Origin of the sequence: Dyadobacter sp. CY327, assembly GCF_021390415.1 — a bacterium.
In the GTDB taxonomy this organism is placed as follows: Bacteria; Bacteroidota; Bacteroidia; order Cytophagales; family Spirosomataceae; genus Dyadobacter; species Dyadobacter chenhuakuii.
In genome coordinates, this window is sequence record NZ_JAJUXJ010000002.1 from 276,879 (window position 1) to 295,362 (window position 18,484).

Sequence of the window (18,484 nt, forward strand, 5' to 3'; positions counted from 1 at the left end):
TTTCCGTCGGGTTTAGAAAGTCAATCAGAACTGGTATTTCAAATGAACCCCGGCATATCGTTGGGCACCATTCCACTGAGGGGAGACGACGATCTGCTTTCTTTTTTGTTCGAGTAATTTATTGTAACGCCTGGCTTCCTTGGCACTTTTGCTGCCGACAAACCAGAGCACGCCACCTGCAATGATGCCGGCACCCGCCACAAAAACCCCCGGACTGGCAAAAGAAATAAGGCTGTTGGGTTTGGCGTGATAGCTTGCACGAGAATTAAATCTGTCGCCATTTCTAACGCCCCCGACCTCGGTATCATACCACTTATCAAAAGCGGCGTTATTTTTGTCTATCTCGGACTTATAATCATTGTAAGCACCATACAAGATGACGCCGGTTGCTATGGATGCAACTACTGCAATGCCTGCACCTGCCCTGATCAGCGTACTTTTCGTTCTATATTGCGCGGCTTTTTTCTGCAAAGAAACCAGCTCTGCATTCAAAGTCGCGGTTCGCCTGTCCTTGGGCGTAGCAGGAACCATTTCGGGAGATTTTTCGGCCGGTTTTACAGTCGCCGGAGCTTCCTTTTTAGGCGCTGCTTTTGGCGCTTCTTTCTTCTCCGAAACCTCCGGTTTTTTCAATTCTGCTACGGGAATCTCTTCCTTTAACGTGCTTTTTGCCGGTGCTTCTTTTTTGGGTGTAGTGTCCGGTTCTTTGTTTGCAACTGCCGTAACCGGTGTCTTGTCCGGGACAGCAGAAACTGTCCTTTTAGGTTCCTCGGGCTTTGCGGTTTCCTCCGGTTTCTTGGTTTCCTCCGGTTTCTTTATTTCCTCCGGCTTTTTTACTGCGATAGGTGCTGAGGCAACAACGGGCGCAGGGGCTGTCGCAGCCGGTACGGCCGCTGTTGTATTTGCAGAGGGCTGATAATAACCGATGCGGGTTATCAGTACGATCCATTGTTTGTCCGGCTTGTCTGCCCGCAGCTCCGCTACTCTATATACGTTTTCATATTTGGTTGTTTTTTGCCGGTGTGTGTTGGTGAAGTGTGTTTTAAAAGTTACCTGAACATAGGGGTATTCTTTTTGCTGCACCTGCCCTACCGAAACCTCCGAAATTTTGATACTGTATTTAGGGCTTTTGTTATAGTACAATTTAAGATCGTCAAGATACTTACGGATCGGCAGGTCCGGACCCGATTTCTTGACCGTGTTGTCCGGATTTACATCATCTTCCACCATGGCCTTATCCCCATAAAAAACCTGGTTCTGACTGGGCAGATAGCTGTCGTATATCAAAAGCTGTTTGTTACTCTCCGTAATGTTGTCCAAGGCAACGGTGTTCAGCAGATCGTTAAGCTGCACTTCTACGACTTTTCTGGCCTCTGCCCGGATCTCTTTGATATCGGCCGGTGTAAGCTCAGGGGTCTGAGCGAATATCAGAGCTTGGATGGCGAAACAAAAACAGGTGGTAAAAATCAATCGCATAAGCTGTATCATTTAATGATGCTGGTCTTGGGTTATGGGAGCATGGAAACTTCCACTCTCCTATTCAATCGTTTGTTTTCTTCCGTATCATTTTTTCTGGCTGGATATTTCCCTCCCACCCCTGCCCACAAAATTTGCTTCTCACTCACCTTCCTGGACAACAGGTAATGCCGGATTACTTTGGCCCGGAACTCCGAAAGCGTAATGTTTAGCTTAGTGCTGCCGACATTATCGGTATGTCCCACCACCCGCACTTTCTTGTCATTATTTTTTTTCAGCCATTCTGCGAGTGCATCGAGCTTTGCCTTTTCATCCGGTTTGAATGTATAATCGCTTTGATTAAAATATATCGTAAGCGTTTCCAGAGAATCCAGCCCTTCTGCTTTTACAGGTCCGGTTTCTGCTTTTGCTACCGGCATTTCCCGAACAGGGATTGGCTTATTCCCCACGACTAAGCCCATGAAATTCAGTCCTTTTGTCACGAAAACTTTCTCAGAATGTATCAGTGCCATTTTCCTGTCAAATACCGTAAGGCGATAGTTTCCCGCCCGCACCAAGGCAGCATAGGCCATTTTATCCAAAGCAGGCAGTACGATCTCACCGCCCGAATCCGCTGTGAGTTTACACGATGCCACCGATGGGTTTCCGCTGACGTTCAGGGAAAGCATGGTGATTTCCGGCGTAAGCTTAATGTCGTATTTGCCTGGTTTTTCATCCATCTTATCGAGGATAAGGTTACCCGTATATTCCTGGTATCCTTCGGCAGAAACCGTAAATCCCACAATGTCGGATTCGCCAAAGGACATAGTCATCTCCTCATGAAGTTCTTTGCATTCCTTCCTGGCATTTCTTGTAAACTCGAAACACAATGTTCCATTCCTAACCGCAGAGCCATTTACGGCGTCGGACACAAAAAATTTTCGCACGATGGTAGTCTTCTTCTTTTGCTCATTTTCAACCGTGTACTGCGTTTGCTGGCTCTGCATGTAGGGCGTATCGTTTGCCTGTGCATCCAGTGGTATTAATGGTATTTTCACAAAAAAATCAATCCTTTTTCCCGCGTTCTTATAGGTTGTTATACCTGTGCTGATCAGCCGATAACCCTTTTTTTCTATCGTGATCTTTGCCGCGTCCGAAAGCAGATCGAGCTTGAAATGTCCTTGCTCATCTGTGGACGACAGCAATGTGCGCCGGTTATCTTTCTCAATGTAAAAGGATACACCCGACACGCTTGCCCCGGAGCGCACATCACTGGCCTGGCCAATAATACGCAGGGCTTGAGGCGACGCCTTCATCTCCCAAACCACTATAAATAGCAACAACAGCAGCAAAACCTTTTTCATTGAAATAATAGAATTACTATTCGTCAGCCACAACGCCAATATTCCCGAGCAGCACCGTCCAATTGGTTTTGCTTTGCCCGTCAATCTCTTTTTGATATGCTTCGAGCTTCACGCGAACGCTCTTTTTTGTGATGTCGCTGTAAAGGATATTCTGGTTTTTTTCTCCGTAGCCCGTGAACGTCTGGTTTCCGACAATGGTCCCATAGTAATTGCCATCCTGCTCTTGTTTCAGCTCGCTTACATACTCAATCTGGCTCCACTTGATCTGCACATTGCCATAGGGAAGCATTTTCAACCGTTTGAGATACATTTCCAATGGCAGCTTGGTCACTCCTTTCCTATTTTTAGATGACACCTCGATTTGTGTTTCTGGCAGGAAAAGCTGCAATGCGTTTTTAATCGCCAGATCCCTTTCATTCATTGAAAAGCTCCTGTCCACGATCACCTGCAAGTAGTCGCTGAACTGCTCCACTTTGGTAATTGACTTTTGTCTGTACTCCTTATATTCCTGTTCCGACAACACGGGCTGCTTGGCTTTTTCAGCTACCGGCTGCGGAGCGGTAACCACTTTTGCGGGTGGCGCATTGTTCCGTTTGGCCGCAGGCTTACTGTATCTAAGCACCTTATCAGCGGCTGCACTGAGTAAATTTTCGGCTTCCTCAGGATCTTTCAGCAAGAGGTGCCTGCCGTCCCGGTAAATGATAGCTACCAGGTCATTTTTATTGATGGATGCAGGTTTGTTGTCTTCTGTAAGATAATTGATCGCATCATTCTCCATCCTGATTGTTGCCGGGATCACCTCAATCGGCGTCGACTTGATGAGCAAATCGGTTGAGGGGCCGGTGGCATTATAAAACTTTTCGAGCGACTTCCTGGAAACCTCCGGATCAGGGCTGAGATCTTTTATAACAATAAACAAGCCGTGCGCATTGAAAGCAACCACCACATTCTCCCGGTCAATACCACGCCTGATCGTAGCGTCTCCTTTTGGCTCCAGAAACTTAATCTCCTTATCATTTGCTTCTACGATTCTGTGCGGGAAAGTGTTACCGTTTCGAAAGTAGAAGCGCTCCTGAGCAAATAATGCATGGGGACCAATAAGCAGAGCCAAAAATAGAACGATCGTTCCAGAATTAATTTTCATATCAGATCTTTGATCAGTGCCCGCCGGGAAAATGGAACAGCACGCCTGCGCTTAACAAACCTAAATGCGTATTAACACTGGTTTCCCCAGGTTTATAATCTTTGTTTTCTCCGAGATTGTAATACCAGTCTGCATTAATAAAAACAGCGTGGCGCGGACCTTCCGATATCGTAACACCGATCCCGCCGGTCAGGCCAAATCCTAATCCCTTATCCGAGCAAGTGTCACAATTCTTGACAGTTGAGCTGCCATTTGCATCGCTGACTTTCAAACCACCGTTGCCTATCTGCATCAGTCCGAATGCACCCACTGAAACACCAATCCTGAGGGGGCGCGCCTTTTGCGATGTCATAATGGTCAATGGTAAAAGGAGCTGCGATTGGGTGCCTTTGATACTGGTTACTTCACCCGCTGTTCCAATCGGCACCGACACGCCATATCCTACTTGTGTGTATAGTGCCTGAATTTGAACTCCCAATGCTTTTTTGTGTAAACCAATGGCAATACCGCCACTATATGCCGGTTCTGTCCCCTCTATTAGCCCGCCTGATTTGGGCATGAAGGATAGCCCTACACCGACTTTGGGTCCTGCGTACAGGCCGCTTTTATCCCAGAACTTTTCATCCGCTTCCTTCTTTTTGGTAACGATCAGATCGGTGGGTTTTCTTGCCTTTGCAGTCGCAGTAACGGGTGGGTTAACTTCTTCTACATCCCCATTATTCCAAACTATTTTCCAAACTTCCTTCTTTGGAATGGCGTACAAAGGCCCTTTCGGGTCGTTTAATTTTTTATAGGCAATGTCGGTTTTGTTTACCTCCTCGATCAGCACTTCCAGGCTGGTTTGATCAATTTTAAAGATCTTGTCAGGTTTGCGTACGGGTGTTTGCGCAATGGAGTTACCACAGATTAATATTGACAATAACAGGATGATATGCCGTGGTAAACGATTGTGCATGGCTGCGTAAAGTTTAGGTAGAAGGGAACTTTGCACTTTTAACAAGCCAAAAATAGGTTGGTCAAAACTGGCAATCAATACGTCAATTGACGTATATTTTGGAGGCAGCAACCGTAAAATAAGTTTAAAATTTCTAAGCAGATATTGAAAAACAAAATCGTATTTTTAAACAATATTCAAGTCCCAAAGTCGTATCGCAGCAGTACAAAATACTATTTCATATGACAAAATATACCTTTACTTATCACCAGGAAATAGGCCACCAGGGGCAAAGCCTGGTTCCCCACTTTCCAGGAGGCAGGTCAGGCGTTACCATCGGACCTGGCTACGATATGGGGCATCGCACGCCTCAGGAAATTTATACAGACCTTACCAATGCCGGCATCGATCCTGAGACTGCCTATGCATTCATTGACGCCGCCGAAAAAACGGGCCCAGAAGCTGCAAGCTGGGTTGCAGAGCGAGGAGGGATCTTTATTACAGAACAACAACAGCGAAATTTATTTGAAAATGTGCTGGTGCCCGAATACGAACAGCGCACGATTGACCAGATCGAGAACTTCGCTGCCGCGCATGCCGGTTCCGTCCCGGAAAACGTGGATTGGGAAAGCCTGACAGGGAGGCAGAAGCAGATTCTTTTCGATTATGTATACAATACCGGATCGTTGTCCCGGTTCCCGGAGCTTACCACGGCTGTATTAAATGAAGATTGGGAAACGGTTTCGCTTCATTACGAACGCTTCTCAGATGATCAGCCGCTGGTTTACAGAAATGAAATGTTTTACCGTGAATTTCTTGATCCTGCGTATGTTCATGAGGATGAGGAAGTCGAGAATACTAATGATTTGGCGGTTGCAGAGAACCAGCTGCTTGATCAGCAAATAGATGAATTGTACTCAAACGACGAGATTGCTGAAAACGCCGATGACGTGCAGTCGAAAGATTCCGACGAATGGTATGAACAACACATTTAGAACAGCTTGAATCAGGCGCTAGATGAGGTGATACACGGTCAAAAAATTAATCAATTCCATTGTGTCGGCCATGTCCAGCTTTTTGAGCATATTTTGTCTGTGTGTATTTACGGTATGGGTACTAATAAACAGCTTTTTTGCAATGTCTTCGCTTGTTAATTTTTTCCCTGTTAGCCGGGCAATTTCCAGTTCACGATCACTTAGGCTTTCCAGTTTTCTGCAAAAACCTGTTTCGTTGTTTACCTCATAAATTAAACTTTCGGAGCCATTTGTGAGGTGCACGTGCTGCCTTCCATCACGCTTTAAATGTGTAATATCCGAGATCAATGCGAGTAGAAAAGATATATTACCCGAGGAATCGCGCTTCAACGCAACTCCGTGATGCATTATCCTCGTGAAACTTCCATCCGGCCGAACCATTCTGAAATCAAAAAGTGATTTAAATGAAATAACTTTATGATCATCCAATTTACACACATAGTCAGTTGTCATAGCCGACATTATTTCAAATCCTTTATAGTCGGAAGGGAAAATTTTGGAGAGAAAAAACTGCACTCCTTCCTGCATCAGAATGTCGTTGCTCCATCCAATAACTTGCACAGCATCACCCAGGCAGCACAGATAGCGCATTGACTGAATGTCAATGATGGCCACCGAGGTGTTATTTGAATTCAGTGTTTCAATTAAAAGGGAATTTTCCCGAAGGTATTCTTCAATTTCCTTGGCTTCCGATTTGAGTATGTCAGATTTCCATATCTTCCTGATCGTAGTTAAATCAAAAGCGCTTGGCTGAGTAGAGTTCATCGCATCTAGTGAGGGTTTTTTTCCAAATTACTGAATGATCAGTATTGTAGCTATTAATTAGTTAAAAGAAATTTGATAACCGTAATTATTCCACCCCTACTCATGACTAACGTTTCCTCATTCAATGATTATCCCGTGCTTACCGTCTCCAAAACCAGCTCTTCGGCTAACGAAAAGCTCGGCGACCCTGAGAGGAACACCAGGAAAAGAGCCGTCAAATTCCTCTCGCAGGAAAGCGCGCTGCTGCATTCTCAATTAAAAAATCAGCGCGAACGCATCGCGCGTGACTTACATGACGGGATCGGATCGCAGCTGACTCACATTATCTCACGGCTCGACATTATGGCTTTCAATAACCAGGCGAACCAGACGCAGCTGGCAGACCTCCGGGATTTTACCAGCGAAACCTTTCAGCAATTGAGAGAGACGATCTGGGTTCTCAATCAGCCTGAGATTCCGTATGGCCAGTTGACAGAGCGCGTACGCGGACTGCTTACCCGCATTTCCTGCGAATCGGAATATCCCAAGCTGAACGTTGTAGCTTACGGAGACAGCGAAGTGCTGCTTTCCCCTCCGGTTGCTTCGTCCATTTTCAGGATCGTTCAGGAGTCCGTGAATAATGCCATGAAGTATGCCAACGCAACCAGCGTTTCGGTGTGTCTCGCCATTGATGAAACGAGCTTTACCGTGCTAATTAATGATAATGGCAAGGGTTTTTGCCGAGAGGAAATCTGTCCGGGATATGGTTTGGAAAATATCAAAAAAAGGGCGGAAGAACTGAATGGAAAGCTGGAACTGGAATCTTCCGGTGAAGGCACAAAAGTGCTGGTAGAGTTCCCGCTTTGATAAACAAAATACGTCATTTGACGTATTTTTTGCGCGATTTCTGATTCGTTACTTTGTGAAAAGGCGATTGCCGCATGACGGCATCTTTATCTTTCTCTACAAAGTTAACCTCCCATTCTATGCCTAAAATTAGTATTGGACTAGTGGAAGACAATCCCACCATTGCCTCTGACTTATGGGAAAAATTGTCTCTTAGCGAAGACATTGAACTCATACTTAAGGCAATAAACGGGAAAGACCTTTTTAAGAAATTAGCCAGCGTCGCCCTACCGGAAGTTTTCCTGATGGACATTGAAATGGCCGAAATGGACGGGATCGCTACCACCCGCCTTCTGAAAGAGAAATATCCTTCGGTAAAGATTCTGATACTGACCATGTTTGATGATGATGCCAAACTTTTCGAAGCCATCAAAGCAGGTGCCTCCGGCTATCTCCTGAAAGATGAAAAACCCCACAAGATCATCAATGCCATATCCGAAGTGCTGGAAGGAGGCGCCCCTATGTCGCCGTTGATGGCTGCCAAAACGCTGGACTTGCTTAGACAAGGATCCAACGACATTCAAATCCAGTCGGTTTCAAAATCGGCGGAACTAACTCTAAGGGAGAATGAAATACTGGAATGGATTGTCCGAGGGCTTAATGTGCGCCAGATCAGTGAAAAACTCTTTGTTTCTGATAAAACTATCCGCAAACACCTGGAACACATTTACCAGAAATTGCAGGTAAAGGGAAGCCGCGAGGCTGTTGCCAAAGTGATTGGAAGGACGTATTAATCAAACGTTACAGCGGCAATTGTCCTCACCCTTACGCTTCTTCCGGCTGTTCTGCCCGGGATCCAGCGGGGCATCGCTTTTACGAGCCGGACCGCCTCCTCGTCACAACCATAACCCAGGCCTCTCACCACCTGTATGTCTTCCCGGGTCCCATCGGCATTTACCACAAACGAAACACGTACAGCACCGGAAATAAAGGAGCGTGACGCCGCTTCGGGCATTTGCATATTACTGGAAACCCAGCTTTCCATAGCCAATGTTCCTCCGGGAAATCTCGGACTTTCTTCTACCACATGGTATATGGCCTTACTGTCTGTTTTAGGCTTGGCTGCTACAGCGGCGGCGTTCTTAACAGGGAGTTTTTTCCTGGGCTTTTCAGCGGGCTTAACGACAGCTCGCGCAGGCGCTTCTTTAACAACAGGCTTGGCTGCAACAACCGGTGCGGATGGTGTTGATTTCACGGCTGCCGGTTTTGGATCTGCCGTAATAAGCATCCACGAAAGCCCGCCAATAACCGCCGCAGAAGCAAGTGCAATAGGCATGACATAGCTCTTCTTTTTTTCCGGGATGGGTTCCGGCAGCGGTTTTGGCTCCTCTTTTTTTACTTCTATTACAAGTTCGGGGATTTGTGAAAGAATTTTGGTTTTTTCGTCAATGACCACCGGCTTGGTTTTAACCGCTTCCGGCTTGGGCATAACCTTCGTTTGCTCATCCACTACAACAGGCTCGCCGCCGCGGAGAATCGTGTAAAGCTGGTCCACGGTTTTCACCCTGTTTTGCGGACTGATAACCAGGCACGCATCGATCATCTTCTGATATATTTCCGGCAGCCCTTTCAGATCAGGGATAAAGTCCAGGGCCATTACCCTTTTCATGTACTCAATTCTTCCGGATTCTGTGGCGATGCTGATGTCGTCGGAACGGAAGGGGAGTTTTTTACCATTGAACCAGACATAAATGGCCAGAATCCCGAAGCTCCATAAGTCTGCATTGGGCCTCAGTTCTTTCGCCTCCCATTGCTCCGGGGCCGCATATGCGTATGTGCCGGCACCGGTGAGATTGGTAACGTAGGATTTATCATCCACGGTTGCCCTGCGGCTGATCCCAAAATCGGTGATTAACGGAATAAAAAACCCGCGTCTTTCGACGACCAGAATGTTCGACGGTTTCAGGTCGCTGTGAATGATCAGGGGTTTGAGCTTATGCAGGTAGGAAATGCCATCCAGCAATCCCTCAATGAGCTTGTTTTTCTGGCCTGTGGTAAGGGTGTGATTTTTTAATAGTTGTGCAAGATTTCCGTGCTCATAATATTTCATCAATGCAATATCATGCGTCCCTATGCCCGGCAATTTGATCCGGCGGCAGTCCATATATCTGGCAATGTTGGGATGTTCCAGTTGCTTAACCCTTTCATATTCACTCAGCAGACTAAATTCCTCCATACCCGGCACGACCTTCGACATTTTGAGGGCAATGAACTCATTCCGCACGTTATCCCAGGCTTTGAAAATTTTCCCAAAACCACCCTCACCGAGCAAATCGTTGTCGGGATCGTAGTCGAAGCGGTCATTGAAATCGGTAGCATCCATATTGATCGATACTTAATTCACTTCTTATTAAACTTAATCGGCAATCTCCGGCTCGTCCATCGTTTGTACAGGCACTTCCAGCCGAACCGTATCCCGCTCATTTACACTTACTTTTGATTCCGAAAGTGCTTTTTCAGTCTGCTTTTCCGACCTGACAAAATGAAATATCAATCCACTGCAAAAAATGACTGCAAATGTGATCAGGCCAAACAAGACACCGCGTGGTTTCCGGGCCGTTGACTGCGTAATTACCGGCTCGGGCATCACCATATGCACCACTTTTTCTTTCACCCTCTCTTCCGTGGTTGCCTGTTGCTCAACTGATTCTATTTTAATGAGGTAGGCAGAAAAATTATCATTGGTCTTGTGCGCACATTCATTTTTTATTGCTTCCAGTATTTCAATCGGTTCAGGATGGTTGTCGGCGTTGTCCCGTAAATGATATTCCAAAAGGTCATCGTAAAGCTGTTCAAGCACACCATCCGAACAAAGGAAAAAAAAGTCATCTGCCCTGAGATCGGTTATTCTCGTATAGTCCGCTTCATCCGGGCGGGAAGCGGTTATCACTTTGGTAATCACATTTCGCTGCGGATGCTGCATGGCCTGCTCTTCTGTGATCACGCCGCTTTCCACGAGCTCATTCACCCATTTATGGTCTTTGGTCTGAAAAATAACCTTCCCGTTTCGGATCTGGTAAATCCTGCTATCACCCAGATGCGCCAGCACGGCACCCCTGTCATCAAAATAAAGCAATGTGAGGGTTGTGGCCATTCCCGTCGTTTCGGGATCGCTTTTTTCAGTTTCAATAAATGCTTCCCTTGCTGAATCGATCGCTTTCTGAACAAATGCTTTGGAAGCTTCTGCTTCTCCAATATGGGAAAAGCATTTACTGATATGCTTACAAGCCAGGAAGCTTGCCACCTCTCCCTTATGTTCGCCCCCAACACCATCACAAACCATAAAAAGCCGATCCGAAACGGTGGCGGTTCCGGGAATGGGATAAATGCTATCCTCATTGTTGGAGCGTCCGCCTGTTTCATTAAAACCGGCTGGCTGATGAATCGATATTTTCATTCCGTAAGAGGCTTAAAATCCTGACTTATCTGTGCTATTTAATGATCACGGTCGGTGCATAGTCCATATCCTGTACGATTCGGGATGCATCCTGCGCGCTGGCCACGGTGATCAGTGTTTTGATCACCACTTTGGTTTTGCCCATTTGAATGGTATCCCCATCTTTGAGATATACCATATCCTTCGGCCTCAGCGGAGCAGGTTGTGCATTCACGAATGTTCCGTTGGTGCTCATTTGTTCGGGCATACCATTGGTCATCTTTACATCCGACAAAAAAAACTCGTAACTGCCGGTTCTGCTGGGTTTTACTTCAAGAATGCAATGGTTACGGCCCATATAAGGATCATCCGTCTCAATCATAATATCACAGGGCCTGCTCACGCTTTTCCTGCCGATAACCTGTTTCCCAATCCGTAACGGATGCGTTTGCTGATCCGCATTTTCGTCGTGGACGACCAGCCATCCCAATTCCGGCGCGCTGGCTTGTGGCCTGCTTGCCACTGGCCTCTGCGGCTGGGACATGGAAGGCGGTGGCGGCGCGGCTATTGGCTGCGATGGTGCACCCATTTGTTGCGATGGTGCAACCGGGGCTGGCATTTGCGGCCTCGCAGGTGGCGGTTGCGCGCCCGCAATCACAGGGTTGGGATAACCACAGTTTGTACATTTGACAATTGGTATAGCGGTGCTGGCTACGGATAGCACGGCGCCGCATTTTCTGCATGCTATTTCCATTGTATTGCCACGGTAAAACTTTTATTCAAGCATTTTGATATTCGTCCGACTGACCCTGGTCATTCTTAAAATAGGAATCAAAATCGTCGGTAGTGTCATTGTCTTCATTCATCGACAGCTCTTCATTATCAGAAAGCTCCGGCATATCGAGTCCATCCTGTCCTGATGCTTCGGAAAACATTTGATACTCGGGTGGCCCAACCGTCATTTCCTCCATCGGCGCAGTTTCCTGGAAACTAATCGTTCCGCTTTCCGAATCGTAGATATAACCCGTCTCGATCTGCCCGTCGTTATCATGATCCAGCCCGACGATCGGCCCGTGATGGTCTGTCAAGTAACTTATTGCATCAACTGTGTTGTCACGATTACTGTCCAGGCTGACCACATAGCTATCACCGAATTCAACAATAGAAACCGGTAATGCATCAGAGGAATCGCCACTTGTGGATTGATTAAAAAAGCCCATATCCGGCCCGACAGGCACAATTTCAAGCTGTGCTATCTCAGCTGCGCTCATTGAAATCGGCTCTATGACGGACGCATAGGTTCGCCCGCTGGACGCTTCATAATCATATCGCGTGTCCAGCAGCCCATCGCCATCGGTATCCATGAGCACCATAGGAGACTGACCATTGATACGTGCCATCAGGATTTCAGCCTGTCCGTCTTCGTCTTTATCGATTCCTGTCCAGGTAACCGCCCCTCTTTCGGCCACGATCACATGCTGCTGCTCCTGCTCGGCAACCGGCTCTGCCACAGGCACTATGTTTTCGACATGCGGATCAATGATGGGCTGGGCGCCGTCAAGCCATAACGCTTTTTTGTCCTCCGCAACAGACTCCCACTCCTTGTCGGTGAATGTACTGTAATAAGTGTCCCGCCAGGCGAAAAGTCCGGCAGGTCCTACTTCCTTTCTGGCAGCATTAAATGCATCTATGAAAGTCTGCTCGTCCTTGGGCGTTATGGCAACTTCGGGCGTCTCGGGAATGTCGATCAACGCATGAAGGCCATCGGTTTTGAAATGTTCTTTGGCTGGTTCATGTGGCCTGGACGGCGGTTTTGGTGGCGGTGGCGTATGATGTACAGGTTCCGGAGTTTGCGGTTTTGCAACAGGCTCCGGCGAGCCCAGATCCAGTTTTGGTGCATTCAGATTTGCAATGGACGGAGCAACGGGAGACACATCCACATCTTCGTCCGACAAACTCGTGATGACAATCGCTCCCAGGCCTATTGCCAGTGCGCCGCCCGCTGCCAGCGTGATTTTTTCTTCTTTTGTCAAAGGCCGGAGCACAGGTTTCTTGATACTGAAAGCCTGTTTCTGAAAATTCAATGATGGTTTTGGAATGGAGGCCGCAGGAGGAACAGGGTTGGCAGCCAGGTTTTTCGCCCAGATCTGGGTTTTTTCAAAATCTAGATTGTTCATAAGATATCCGTATGATATTAGGGAATCAGCGGCTTTTTGCACGCCCTGCAATTCTTCGTTTTTTCAAGCAGTTCAAAAGGTTGCTGGATAAATGTGTGGCAATGCGGGCACACATAATGGATCTTGTACCAGTCATCAAGTCCCGTATATTTCTTTTTTTCCTTACTTAATTTCTTAGAACTGATCAGAGCGCTCACTGCAAACCCAAGCGAAATGACGCCACCTGCGTACCCGAATATTTTATAATCCGGTGGCAGTGCCTGGGCAAGCGAACCAATCACTGCGCCCATCGGAAAACCCAAACCCTGAATCCTGGAATTAATGGATTCCTGCGCCTGAATTTCCGCGATCCGGTTCCGCTTTTCCCGGAAGTCATCACTCACATTTTTAAGGTTCCAGGCAATTTCCCGTATTTCCTCCTGCGCTGCTGAGGGCTCTTCAACTTCCAGGACTTTGGCTGTCTGCATGACTGGTACAACCGGAGCCAGCGGTCGGGGATCCAGTATAAGCTCCCACGACAGCAGAGTCTGACCTAGCTTGATCTGATTAGCGGGTGTAATTTCCTTTCTGTACACGCGCATTCCATCCACAAAAGTCCCGTTTGCAGACCCAAGATCCTGAATCTCCCATGTATTTGTTACGGGCGTCACAAGTGTGAGCGAAGCATGTGTGCCGCTTACATCATGGGTGTTCAGGACAATGGTGTTGCCTGGTTTACGGCCAATCGTAATGCGCTTTGCAGATGGATTCATGAAGTTCAAAAGCCGGTTTCAAGACCAATGCAAGTAGCAAAAAGTGGTAGTGCTAAAAAATACGTCAAATGACGTATTTCGCCCGGCCTATATCTTTAATAACATTGCATCGGTAATTTATTACACCTTCTAAGCCGGTTTTCATGCTGACTTCAAATCTCACTGACGAATTGATTCGCGCATTGCAGGTTGCTCAGGCAACTGCCAGGGAATACCGGCATGCAACATTCTCGCCGTCGCATTTATTGGTCGGTCTTTTGCACAACGATGTAGGCATAGGCAGCACACTTGTGGCTTGGGGAACAGACATTCAGTTTATCCGTGACTGGGCCGAATACAAGATTGAAAAATATCCGAAATCGGCGCGCGCCGTTGACGAACCGGCTGGCGACGAGAAGGTGATGAAAACCATGGAAGTCGCGGATGTGATCCGGCTTAAACTGGGTGAACAGGAAGTTTCGCCCTTTGCCGTTCTCATCGCGCTTACCCGCCCGGAGGTTGCTTTTAACAAGAATGAACTGAAAGCCTTCCCGCTAACCGAATCCTTCCTGCTGACCAAGACGCTGGAAGATGTTCAGTCTATGGATTCGGGCAATGATGCAGGATTGTTACCTACCGGATCTGCGCAGGCAGCCACCATTGCGCCGCCGTCGAACCCGCAAGCCAAGGCGATCGCTAAGTTTTGTATAGACAAGATCGCGATGGCAAAAGCAGGCAAACTGGACCCGATCGTAGGCCGGGAAAAGGAAACCCGCATGATGGTGGAAACATTGGGAAGAAGAACAAAACCAAATGTGATCATTGTAGGCGAACCGGGCGTGGGCAAAACGGCATTGGTAGAAGGATTAACCCATTTGATAATCAACGGAAATGTTCCTGGTCATTTGCTTAATTCCCACCTTTTTCAGCTGGATATGGGATCGTTGATTGCCGGCGCGTCCTACAAAGGGGAAGTGGAAGACCGTTTGAAAAATATCATTGCAGAAATAAAACAATACGAAAGAGCATTGCTCTTTATCGATGAAATACACGTTTTGATGGATCCCCAGGCCGGCGTTCCGGGACTGGCAAACCTCCTTAAACCAGAACTCGCCAGAGGCGAACTGACGGTGATCGGCGCGACAACGCTGGACGAATACCGCAAATACATGGAACGGGACGAGGCTTTCAGCAGACGTTTCGAAATTGTAAAAGTTGACGAGCCGGACGATGTGCGGGCCCGCAGAATGATTGAAAAGGTTGTTCCGCAATTTGAAAAACACCATGGTCTAAATCTGGATAAAGATGCAGTAAAAGAAGCAGTGACTTTATCCAGGCGATATATCAAAGACCGTCGCCTGCCCGATGCGGCATTGGACCTCATTGACCGCACCATGGCCGCCCGCAAGCTGATGACCGAAACCACACCGGGAGAAATTGAGTATCTGAACAAGGAGTTTGAAAGGCTGAAAGGCGAATACACTGAAGCCGAACCGGCTTTGTTCCTGGAAGAGCTGCGGTGGTTTGAACAACAACTGCATGACCGGCTAAGTCCAGTGTTGCTGGGGCAAATCGAGGAACTTAATGACATCAAAAGCATTGAAGAGCCGCAAACGGCCATTGATACACTCACATTACTGCTCGAAAAAGTAGCATTGCAAGGACAGCAGCATAAAGAATTGGTTGATAAAACGGATATTGCCGCCGTAGTCGCTTATAAAACGGGAATTCCGCTGGGTAAAATCCAGGTGAACGAGCAAGAGAAGCTTATGCAGCTGGAAGATCATTTAAGAAAGCGGGTTGTGGGACAGGACACTGCCATCGAGATCATTTCCAATGCAATCAGACAAAGTCGTTCCGGTGTAGGCGAAACGGGAAAACCTGCCTCATTCTTCTTACTGGGACCGACAGGAACAGGCAAGACGGAGCTGGCAAAAGCGGTTTCTGAGTTGTTGTTTAATGATGAAAAAGCATTGATCCGCTTCGATATGTCGGAGTATGCAGAGGAACACACGGTTTCGCTGCTGAAAGGCTCGCCTCCCGGATATGTAGGCTACGAAGAAGGCGGTTTACTGGTTACCCGTATCCGGCAACAGCCTTTTGCTGTTTTACTTTTTGACGAAGTGGAAAAAGCACATCCGAAAGTGTATGACATCTTTCTTCAAATTCTGGATGAAGGACGGTTGCACGACACTTTGGACCGGGAAGGCGACTTTACGAATGCGATCCTGCTATTCACTTCCAACATTGGGTCTCAGTTTATAGTAAAGGAATTTAACGAAGGACGTGTGCCGTCACAGACTGACCTGATCCAGAATATGGAAGGTTACTTTCGTCCCGAATTCCTCGGGCGGCTTACCGGACTCACTCCTTTCAGGCCGATCACCGAAGACACGATTCGCAAGATTTTCAATTTTCAGCTGCGTCCGCTGCGCAAGAGCCTGGATAAATTGGGCATAACATTGAACATCACCGAAGAAGCGGAAAAAACATTGGCTCTGGAAGGTTACAATCCGCAGTTTGGCGCTCGGCCGGTTCGCGCGGTCATCAGCAACCGGCTCCGACAACCGCTTTCCCAAATGATTATCTCGGGAGAAATAGGAAAAGGAAGCGAGGTTAAATTGAGCCTGGACCAAGACAATGCTCACGTCTGGGAGCACTAATTTCTTCTACGTATACAAATAGACGTTATTTTACTGATTTAGGAATTTTTAAAAAAAAAATTTAAAACAATAAGCTTATGGCTGGCCAATTTGACTTCATTCGCCCCGGCGGAAATGTGGATCCCGACGCTAACAAAGGTTATGAAAAAATAGAGGCCCTGCCTCCTTCCAGGACGTTATATGTTTCGGCTTTCAATAGTAACCCTGAAAAGGAAAAGGTAACCGGACTGGAAACGATGGAAGCCGTATTTGAACATTTCAAACCCGAAGTGGAAGCAGAATTCGAGGATGAGAATGGTGCGCCGGTTTTTGAAACCATGTCTTTCACCAAGATGAAGGATTTCTCGCCAGAGGGAATGCTGGAACAAAGTCCGTTTTTGAAAGAGCTTTCAGGTAAGGAATATAATTACGACCGTTTTTACAAGAACCTGAAAAACAACCGCCAGTTACAGAAAGCATTGAGCGATCCCGCCACCCGCGCCACGTATCTGAGTGCATTGCAGACATTGATCGGCGAGCTGAAAGAAAGCTTGTAATCCCTGTTATCTATCTTAAAAACCTACTTTAACCAGTCATACCGACATGGCAAAACAACAGGAAGAAACCCAATCATTAGGATCAGAAGCTGCATTTAAAGAGCCGTCAGCTGCGCAAACTGCCTCTCAACAGCTGTCACTGAATGATAGTCTGGAACTGCTGAAATCGTTGGGCGGATTCAAATTCATTGAAACCACCGTCGAGGGAGTCCGCGATCTTAACCCCCAAAAGGCAGGAGCAAAAGCCAATTATCTTTCCGATGAGGACACCGAGCAGGAACGCAAAGATCTGCTGCAACGCCTCGAACTATGGGCCGAGCTGATCAGCGAAAGTGCTTCTGTGGATGAAATGCAGTCCAAAGCCAGGGCGGGACAAGAGTTAAATGAGTCGTTACTCAAGAAAAATCAGTCCTCCATTCTCGAAGCTTCACGGGACCTCGAAGTTGCCTACCAGGGACTTTCCACATTCATGCTCAATACGGAGCAACGTTCTATTCCAAAGCTTACCATAGTGAATGCTTCCATGGACCAGGTGGCGGATATTAAGGATGGGGAAGTGTTGCAAACTATTGACGAAGAGCTGCATAATAATTATCAGGTGTACGATCTGAGCGATAATTATTCGCTGATGGTTATTCCGGGCTATATGGGTAAAAATACGGTTATCGATTCATTTGCGCGCGTTGCCAGCAAGCATAAAGTAATGATGATCACTGATTATGAAGATTTTGTGGACGTAAAAGAGGCCATTTCTTCTTTTGAAAAAACCAAACTGGCCGACGCCAGCAATCACAAGGCTAACTTGCTGATGGCCTGCAATTGGCTGGTAGGAAGAAAAGCTTACAATGACCTGGGCGAGGAAGAAGCATTGCACATTCCACCCTCGACGGCGCTGGCCGGCAGAATGCACTCGGTACTCATGTCACAACCGGTTGCGGGCGCCACGTATGGCATGCTGATGGGCGCAGAAGGGACCCGTTTCAACATTGACAGGAACCAGGCCGGGGATATGAACCGAATGGGCCTGATCCCGATGCTGTCGGCATACGGAAAAGTGCAGGCATTCTCGGACCGGACCATGTTCAACGGCGATAACGTAGGACTGCAAACGTATTCTGTTGTCCGTGTTTTTGACTGGATTAATAAGGTGCTAGTCGACTTTCTGGACCGTTACGCGTTCCAGAACTGGACTTATGATACAGACGATAATCTCCGCAAGCAGATCTCCAAATTCCTGAACAGCATTACCGGATCCAAAAAATTGATCAAAGATTACACGGTCAAAGACATCCGCCGCGATCCGAACGACATTAAGAACATTATCCTCGACATTTCCATCACCCCGCATTTTTCGGCCAGGAGCTTTTTGGTAAGCTTGTCCGGCATGGATGGCGGTGATGAGTGGAATACTGAGATCAAGTAA

16 protein-coding genes are annotated in these 18,484 nt (G+C 47.3%); 6 read left to right on the plus strand and 10 right to left on the minus strand.

What is annotated here, in order from left to right; translation table 11 throughout:
• Positions 1-24 precede the first annotated feature (24 nt).
• From LZG74_RS10740 to LZG74_RS10755, 4 genes are read right to left on the minus strand one after another with little or no spacing between them, the layout of a single operon-like run.
• Positions 25-1,473, minus strand: a complete 1,449-nt coding sequence (locus LZG74_RS10740; RefSeq protein ID WP_233796577.1) for a hypothetical protein — start codon at positions 1,471-1,473, stop codon at positions 25-27.
• Between the two features lie 32 nt (positions 1,474-1,505).
• Positions 1,506-2,816: an OmpA family protein gene (locus LZG74_RS10745; RefSeq protein ID WP_233796578.1), complete on the minus strand. Its 1,311-nt coding sequence runs from the start codon at positions 2,814-2,816 to the stop codon at positions 1,506-1,508.
• A gap of 16 nt (positions 2,817-2,832) precedes the next feature.
• Positions 2,833-3,960: a hypothetical protein gene (locus tag LZG74_RS10750; RefSeq protein ID WP_233796579.1), complete on the minus strand. Its 1,128-nt coding sequence runs from the start codon at positions 3,958-3,960 to the stop codon at positions 2,833-2,835.
• A gap of 13 nt (positions 3,961-3,973) precedes the next feature.
• The gene (locus LZG74_RS10755) at positions 3,974-4,915 is read right to left on the minus strand and encodes a hypothetical protein (protein ID WP_233796580.1); all 942 of its coding nucleotides are present in this window, start codon (positions 4,913-4,915) and stop codon (positions 3,974-3,976) included.
• A 221-nt stretch (positions 4,916-5,136) separates the two neighbouring features.
• On the opposite strand from LZG74_RS10755, the gene LZG74_RS10760 reads away from it, so the two are divergent.
• Positions 5,137-5,889, plus strand: a complete 753-nt coding sequence (locus LZG74_RS10760) for a pesticin C-terminus-like muramidase (protein WP_233796581.1) — start codon at positions 5,137-5,139, stop codon at positions 5,887-5,889.
• Positions 5,890-5,907: 18 nt separating this feature from the next.
• On the opposite strand, the gene LZG74_RS10765 is transcribed toward LZG74_RS10760, so the two are convergent.
• Positions 5,908-6,693 (minus strand): helix-turn-helix transcriptional regulator, encoded by a 786-nt coding sequence (locus LZG74_RS10765; protein WP_233796582.1) that lies wholly within the window; start codon positions 6,691-6,693, stop codon positions 5,908-5,910.
• 102 nt (positions 6,694-6,795) lie between these two features.
• Between LZG74_RS10765 and LZG74_RS10770 the strand changes: the two genes are divergently transcribed.
• A complete protein-coding gene (locus LZG74_RS10770) occupies positions 6,796-7,539 on the plus strand; it encodes a sensor histidine kinase (RefSeq protein ID WP_233796583.1) in 744 nt (247 codons plus the stop codon).
• 119 nt (positions 7,540-7,658) lie between these two features.
• Positions 7,659-8,312 (plus strand): response regulator transcription factor, encoded by a 654-nt coding sequence (locus tag LZG74_RS10775; protein WP_233796584.1) that lies wholly within the window; start codon positions 7,659-7,661, stop codon positions 8,310-8,312.
• On the opposite strand, the gene LZG74_RS10780 is transcribed toward LZG74_RS10775, so the two are convergent.
• From LZG74_RS10780 to LZG74_RS10800, 5 genes are read right to left on the minus strand one after another with little or no spacing between them, the layout of a single operon-like run.
• Positions 8,309-9,901 (minus strand): TonB family protein, encoded by a 1,593-nt coding sequence (locus LZG74_RS10780; RefSeq protein WP_233796585.1) that lies wholly within the window; start codon positions 9,899-9,901, stop codon positions 8,309-8,311. The two genes, LZG74_RS10775 and LZG74_RS10780, sit on opposite strands and share 4 nt — an antisense overlap.
• A 33-nt stretch (positions 9,902-9,934) precedes the next feature.
• A complete protein-coding gene (locus LZG74_RS10785; protein ID WP_233796586.1) occupies positions 9,935-10,975 on the minus strand; it encodes a PP2C family serine/threonine-protein phosphatase in 1,041 nt (346 codons plus the stop codon).
• A 34-nt stretch (positions 10,976-11,009) separates the two neighbouring features.
• Entirely contained in the window at positions 11,010-11,708 is a 699-nt protein-coding gene (locus LZG74_RS10790; RefSeq protein WP_233796587.1) for an FHA domain-containing protein, read from the minus strand.
• Between the two features lie 25 nt (positions 11,709-11,733).
• Positions 11,734-13,131 (minus strand): hypothetical protein, encoded by a 1,398-nt coding sequence (locus tag LZG74_RS10795; RefSeq protein ID WP_233796588.1) that lies wholly within the window; start codon positions 13,129-13,131, stop codon positions 11,734-11,736.
• A gap of 17 nt (positions 13,132-13,148) precedes the next feature.
• A complete protein-coding gene (locus LZG74_RS10800; protein ID WP_233796589.1) occupies positions 13,149-13,883 on the minus strand; it encodes an FHA domain-containing protein in 735 nt (244 codons plus the stop codon).
• A 143-nt stretch (positions 13,884-14,026) separates the two neighbouring features.
• On the opposite strand from LZG74_RS10800, the gene LZG74_RS10805 reads away from it, so the two are divergent.
• The 3 genes from LZG74_RS10805 (at position 14,027) to LZG74_RS10815 (ending at position 18,484) form a co-directional block, all read left to right on the plus strand.
• Positions 14,027-16,525 carry an ATP-dependent Clp protease ATP-binding subunit gene (locus LZG74_RS10805; protein WP_233796590.1) on the plus strand — a complete coding sequence of 833 codons (2,499 nt, stop codon included), beginning with the start codon at positions 14,027-14,029 and terminating at the stop codon, positions 16,523-16,525.
• A gap of 77 nt (positions 16,526-16,602) precedes the next feature.
• The gene (locus tag LZG74_RS10810) at positions 16,603-17,061 is read left to right on the plus strand and encodes a type VI secretion system contractile sheath small subunit (RefSeq protein ID WP_082213002.1); all 459 of its coding nucleotides are present in this window, start codon (positions 16,603-16,605) and stop codon (positions 17,059-17,061) included.
• A 46-nt stretch (positions 17,062-17,107) separates the two neighbouring features.
• A complete protein-coding gene (locus tag LZG74_RS10815) occupies positions 17,108-18,484 on the plus strand; it encodes a DUF5458 family protein (protein WP_233796591.1) in 1,377 nt (458 codons plus the stop codon).

Bases quoted from the DNA above. Each gene is read 5' to 3' on its own strand.
- LZG74_RS10740 (WP_233796577.1), bottom strand. From the start codon at position 1,473: ATGCGATTGATTTTTACCACCTGTTTTTGTTTCGCCATCCAAGCTCTG.
- LZG74_RS10745 (WP_233796578.1), bottom strand. From the start codon at position 2,816: ATGAAAAAGGTTTTGCTGCTGTTGTTGCTATTTATAGTGGTTTGGGAG.
- LZG74_RS10750 (WP_233796579.1), bottom strand. From the start codon at position 3,960: ATGAAAATTAATTCTGGAACGATCGTTCTATTTTTGGCTCTGCTTATT.
- LZG74_RS10755 (WP_233796580.1), bottom strand. From the start codon at position 4,915: ATGCACAATCGTTTACCACGGCATATCATCCTGTTATTGTCAATATTA.
- LZG74_RS10760 (WP_233796581.1), top strand. From the start codon at position 5,137: ATGACAAAATATACCTTTACTTATCACCAGGAAATAGGCCACCAGGGG.
- LZG74_RS10765 (WP_233796582.1), bottom strand. From the start codon at position 6,693: ATGAACTCTACTCAGCCAAGCGCTTTTGATTTAACTACGATCAGGAAG.
- LZG74_RS10770 (WP_233796583.1), top strand. From the start codon at position 6,796: ATGACTAACGTTTCCTCATTCAATGATTATCCCGTGCTTACCGTCTCC.
- LZG74_RS10775 (WP_233796584.1), top strand. From the start codon at position 7,659: ATGCCTAAAATTAGTATTGGACTAGTGGAAGACAATCCCACCATTGCC.
- LZG74_RS10780 (WP_233796585.1), bottom strand. From the start codon at position 9,901: ATGGATGCTACCGATTTCAATGACCGCTTCGACTACGATCCCGACAAC.
- LZG74_RS10785 (WP_233796586.1), bottom strand. From the start codon at position 10,975: ATGAAAATATCGATTCATCAGCCAGCCGGTTTTAATGAAACAGGCGGA.
- LZG74_RS10790 (WP_233796587.1), bottom strand. From the start codon at position 11,708: ATGGAAATAGCATGCAGAAAATGCGGCGCCGTGCTATCCGTAGCCAGC.
- LZG74_RS10795 (WP_233796588.1), bottom strand. From the start codon at position 13,131: ATGAACAATCTAGATTTTGAAAAAACCCAGATCTGGGCGAAAAACCTG.
- LZG74_RS10800 (WP_233796589.1), bottom strand. From the start codon at position 13,883: ATGAATCCATCTGCAAAGCGCATTACGATTGGCCGTAAACCAGGCAAC.
- LZG74_RS10805 (WP_233796590.1), top strand. From the start codon at position 14,027: ATGCTGACTTCAAATCTCACTGACGAATTGATTCGCGCATTGCAGGTT.
- LZG74_RS10810 (WP_082213002.1), top strand. From the start codon at position 16,603: ATGGCTGGCCAATTTGACTTCATTCGCCCCGGCGGAAATGTGGATCCC.
- LZG74_RS10815 (WP_233796591.1), top strand. From the start codon at position 17,108: ATGGCAAAACAACAGGAAGAAACCCAATCATTAGGATCAGAAGCTGCA.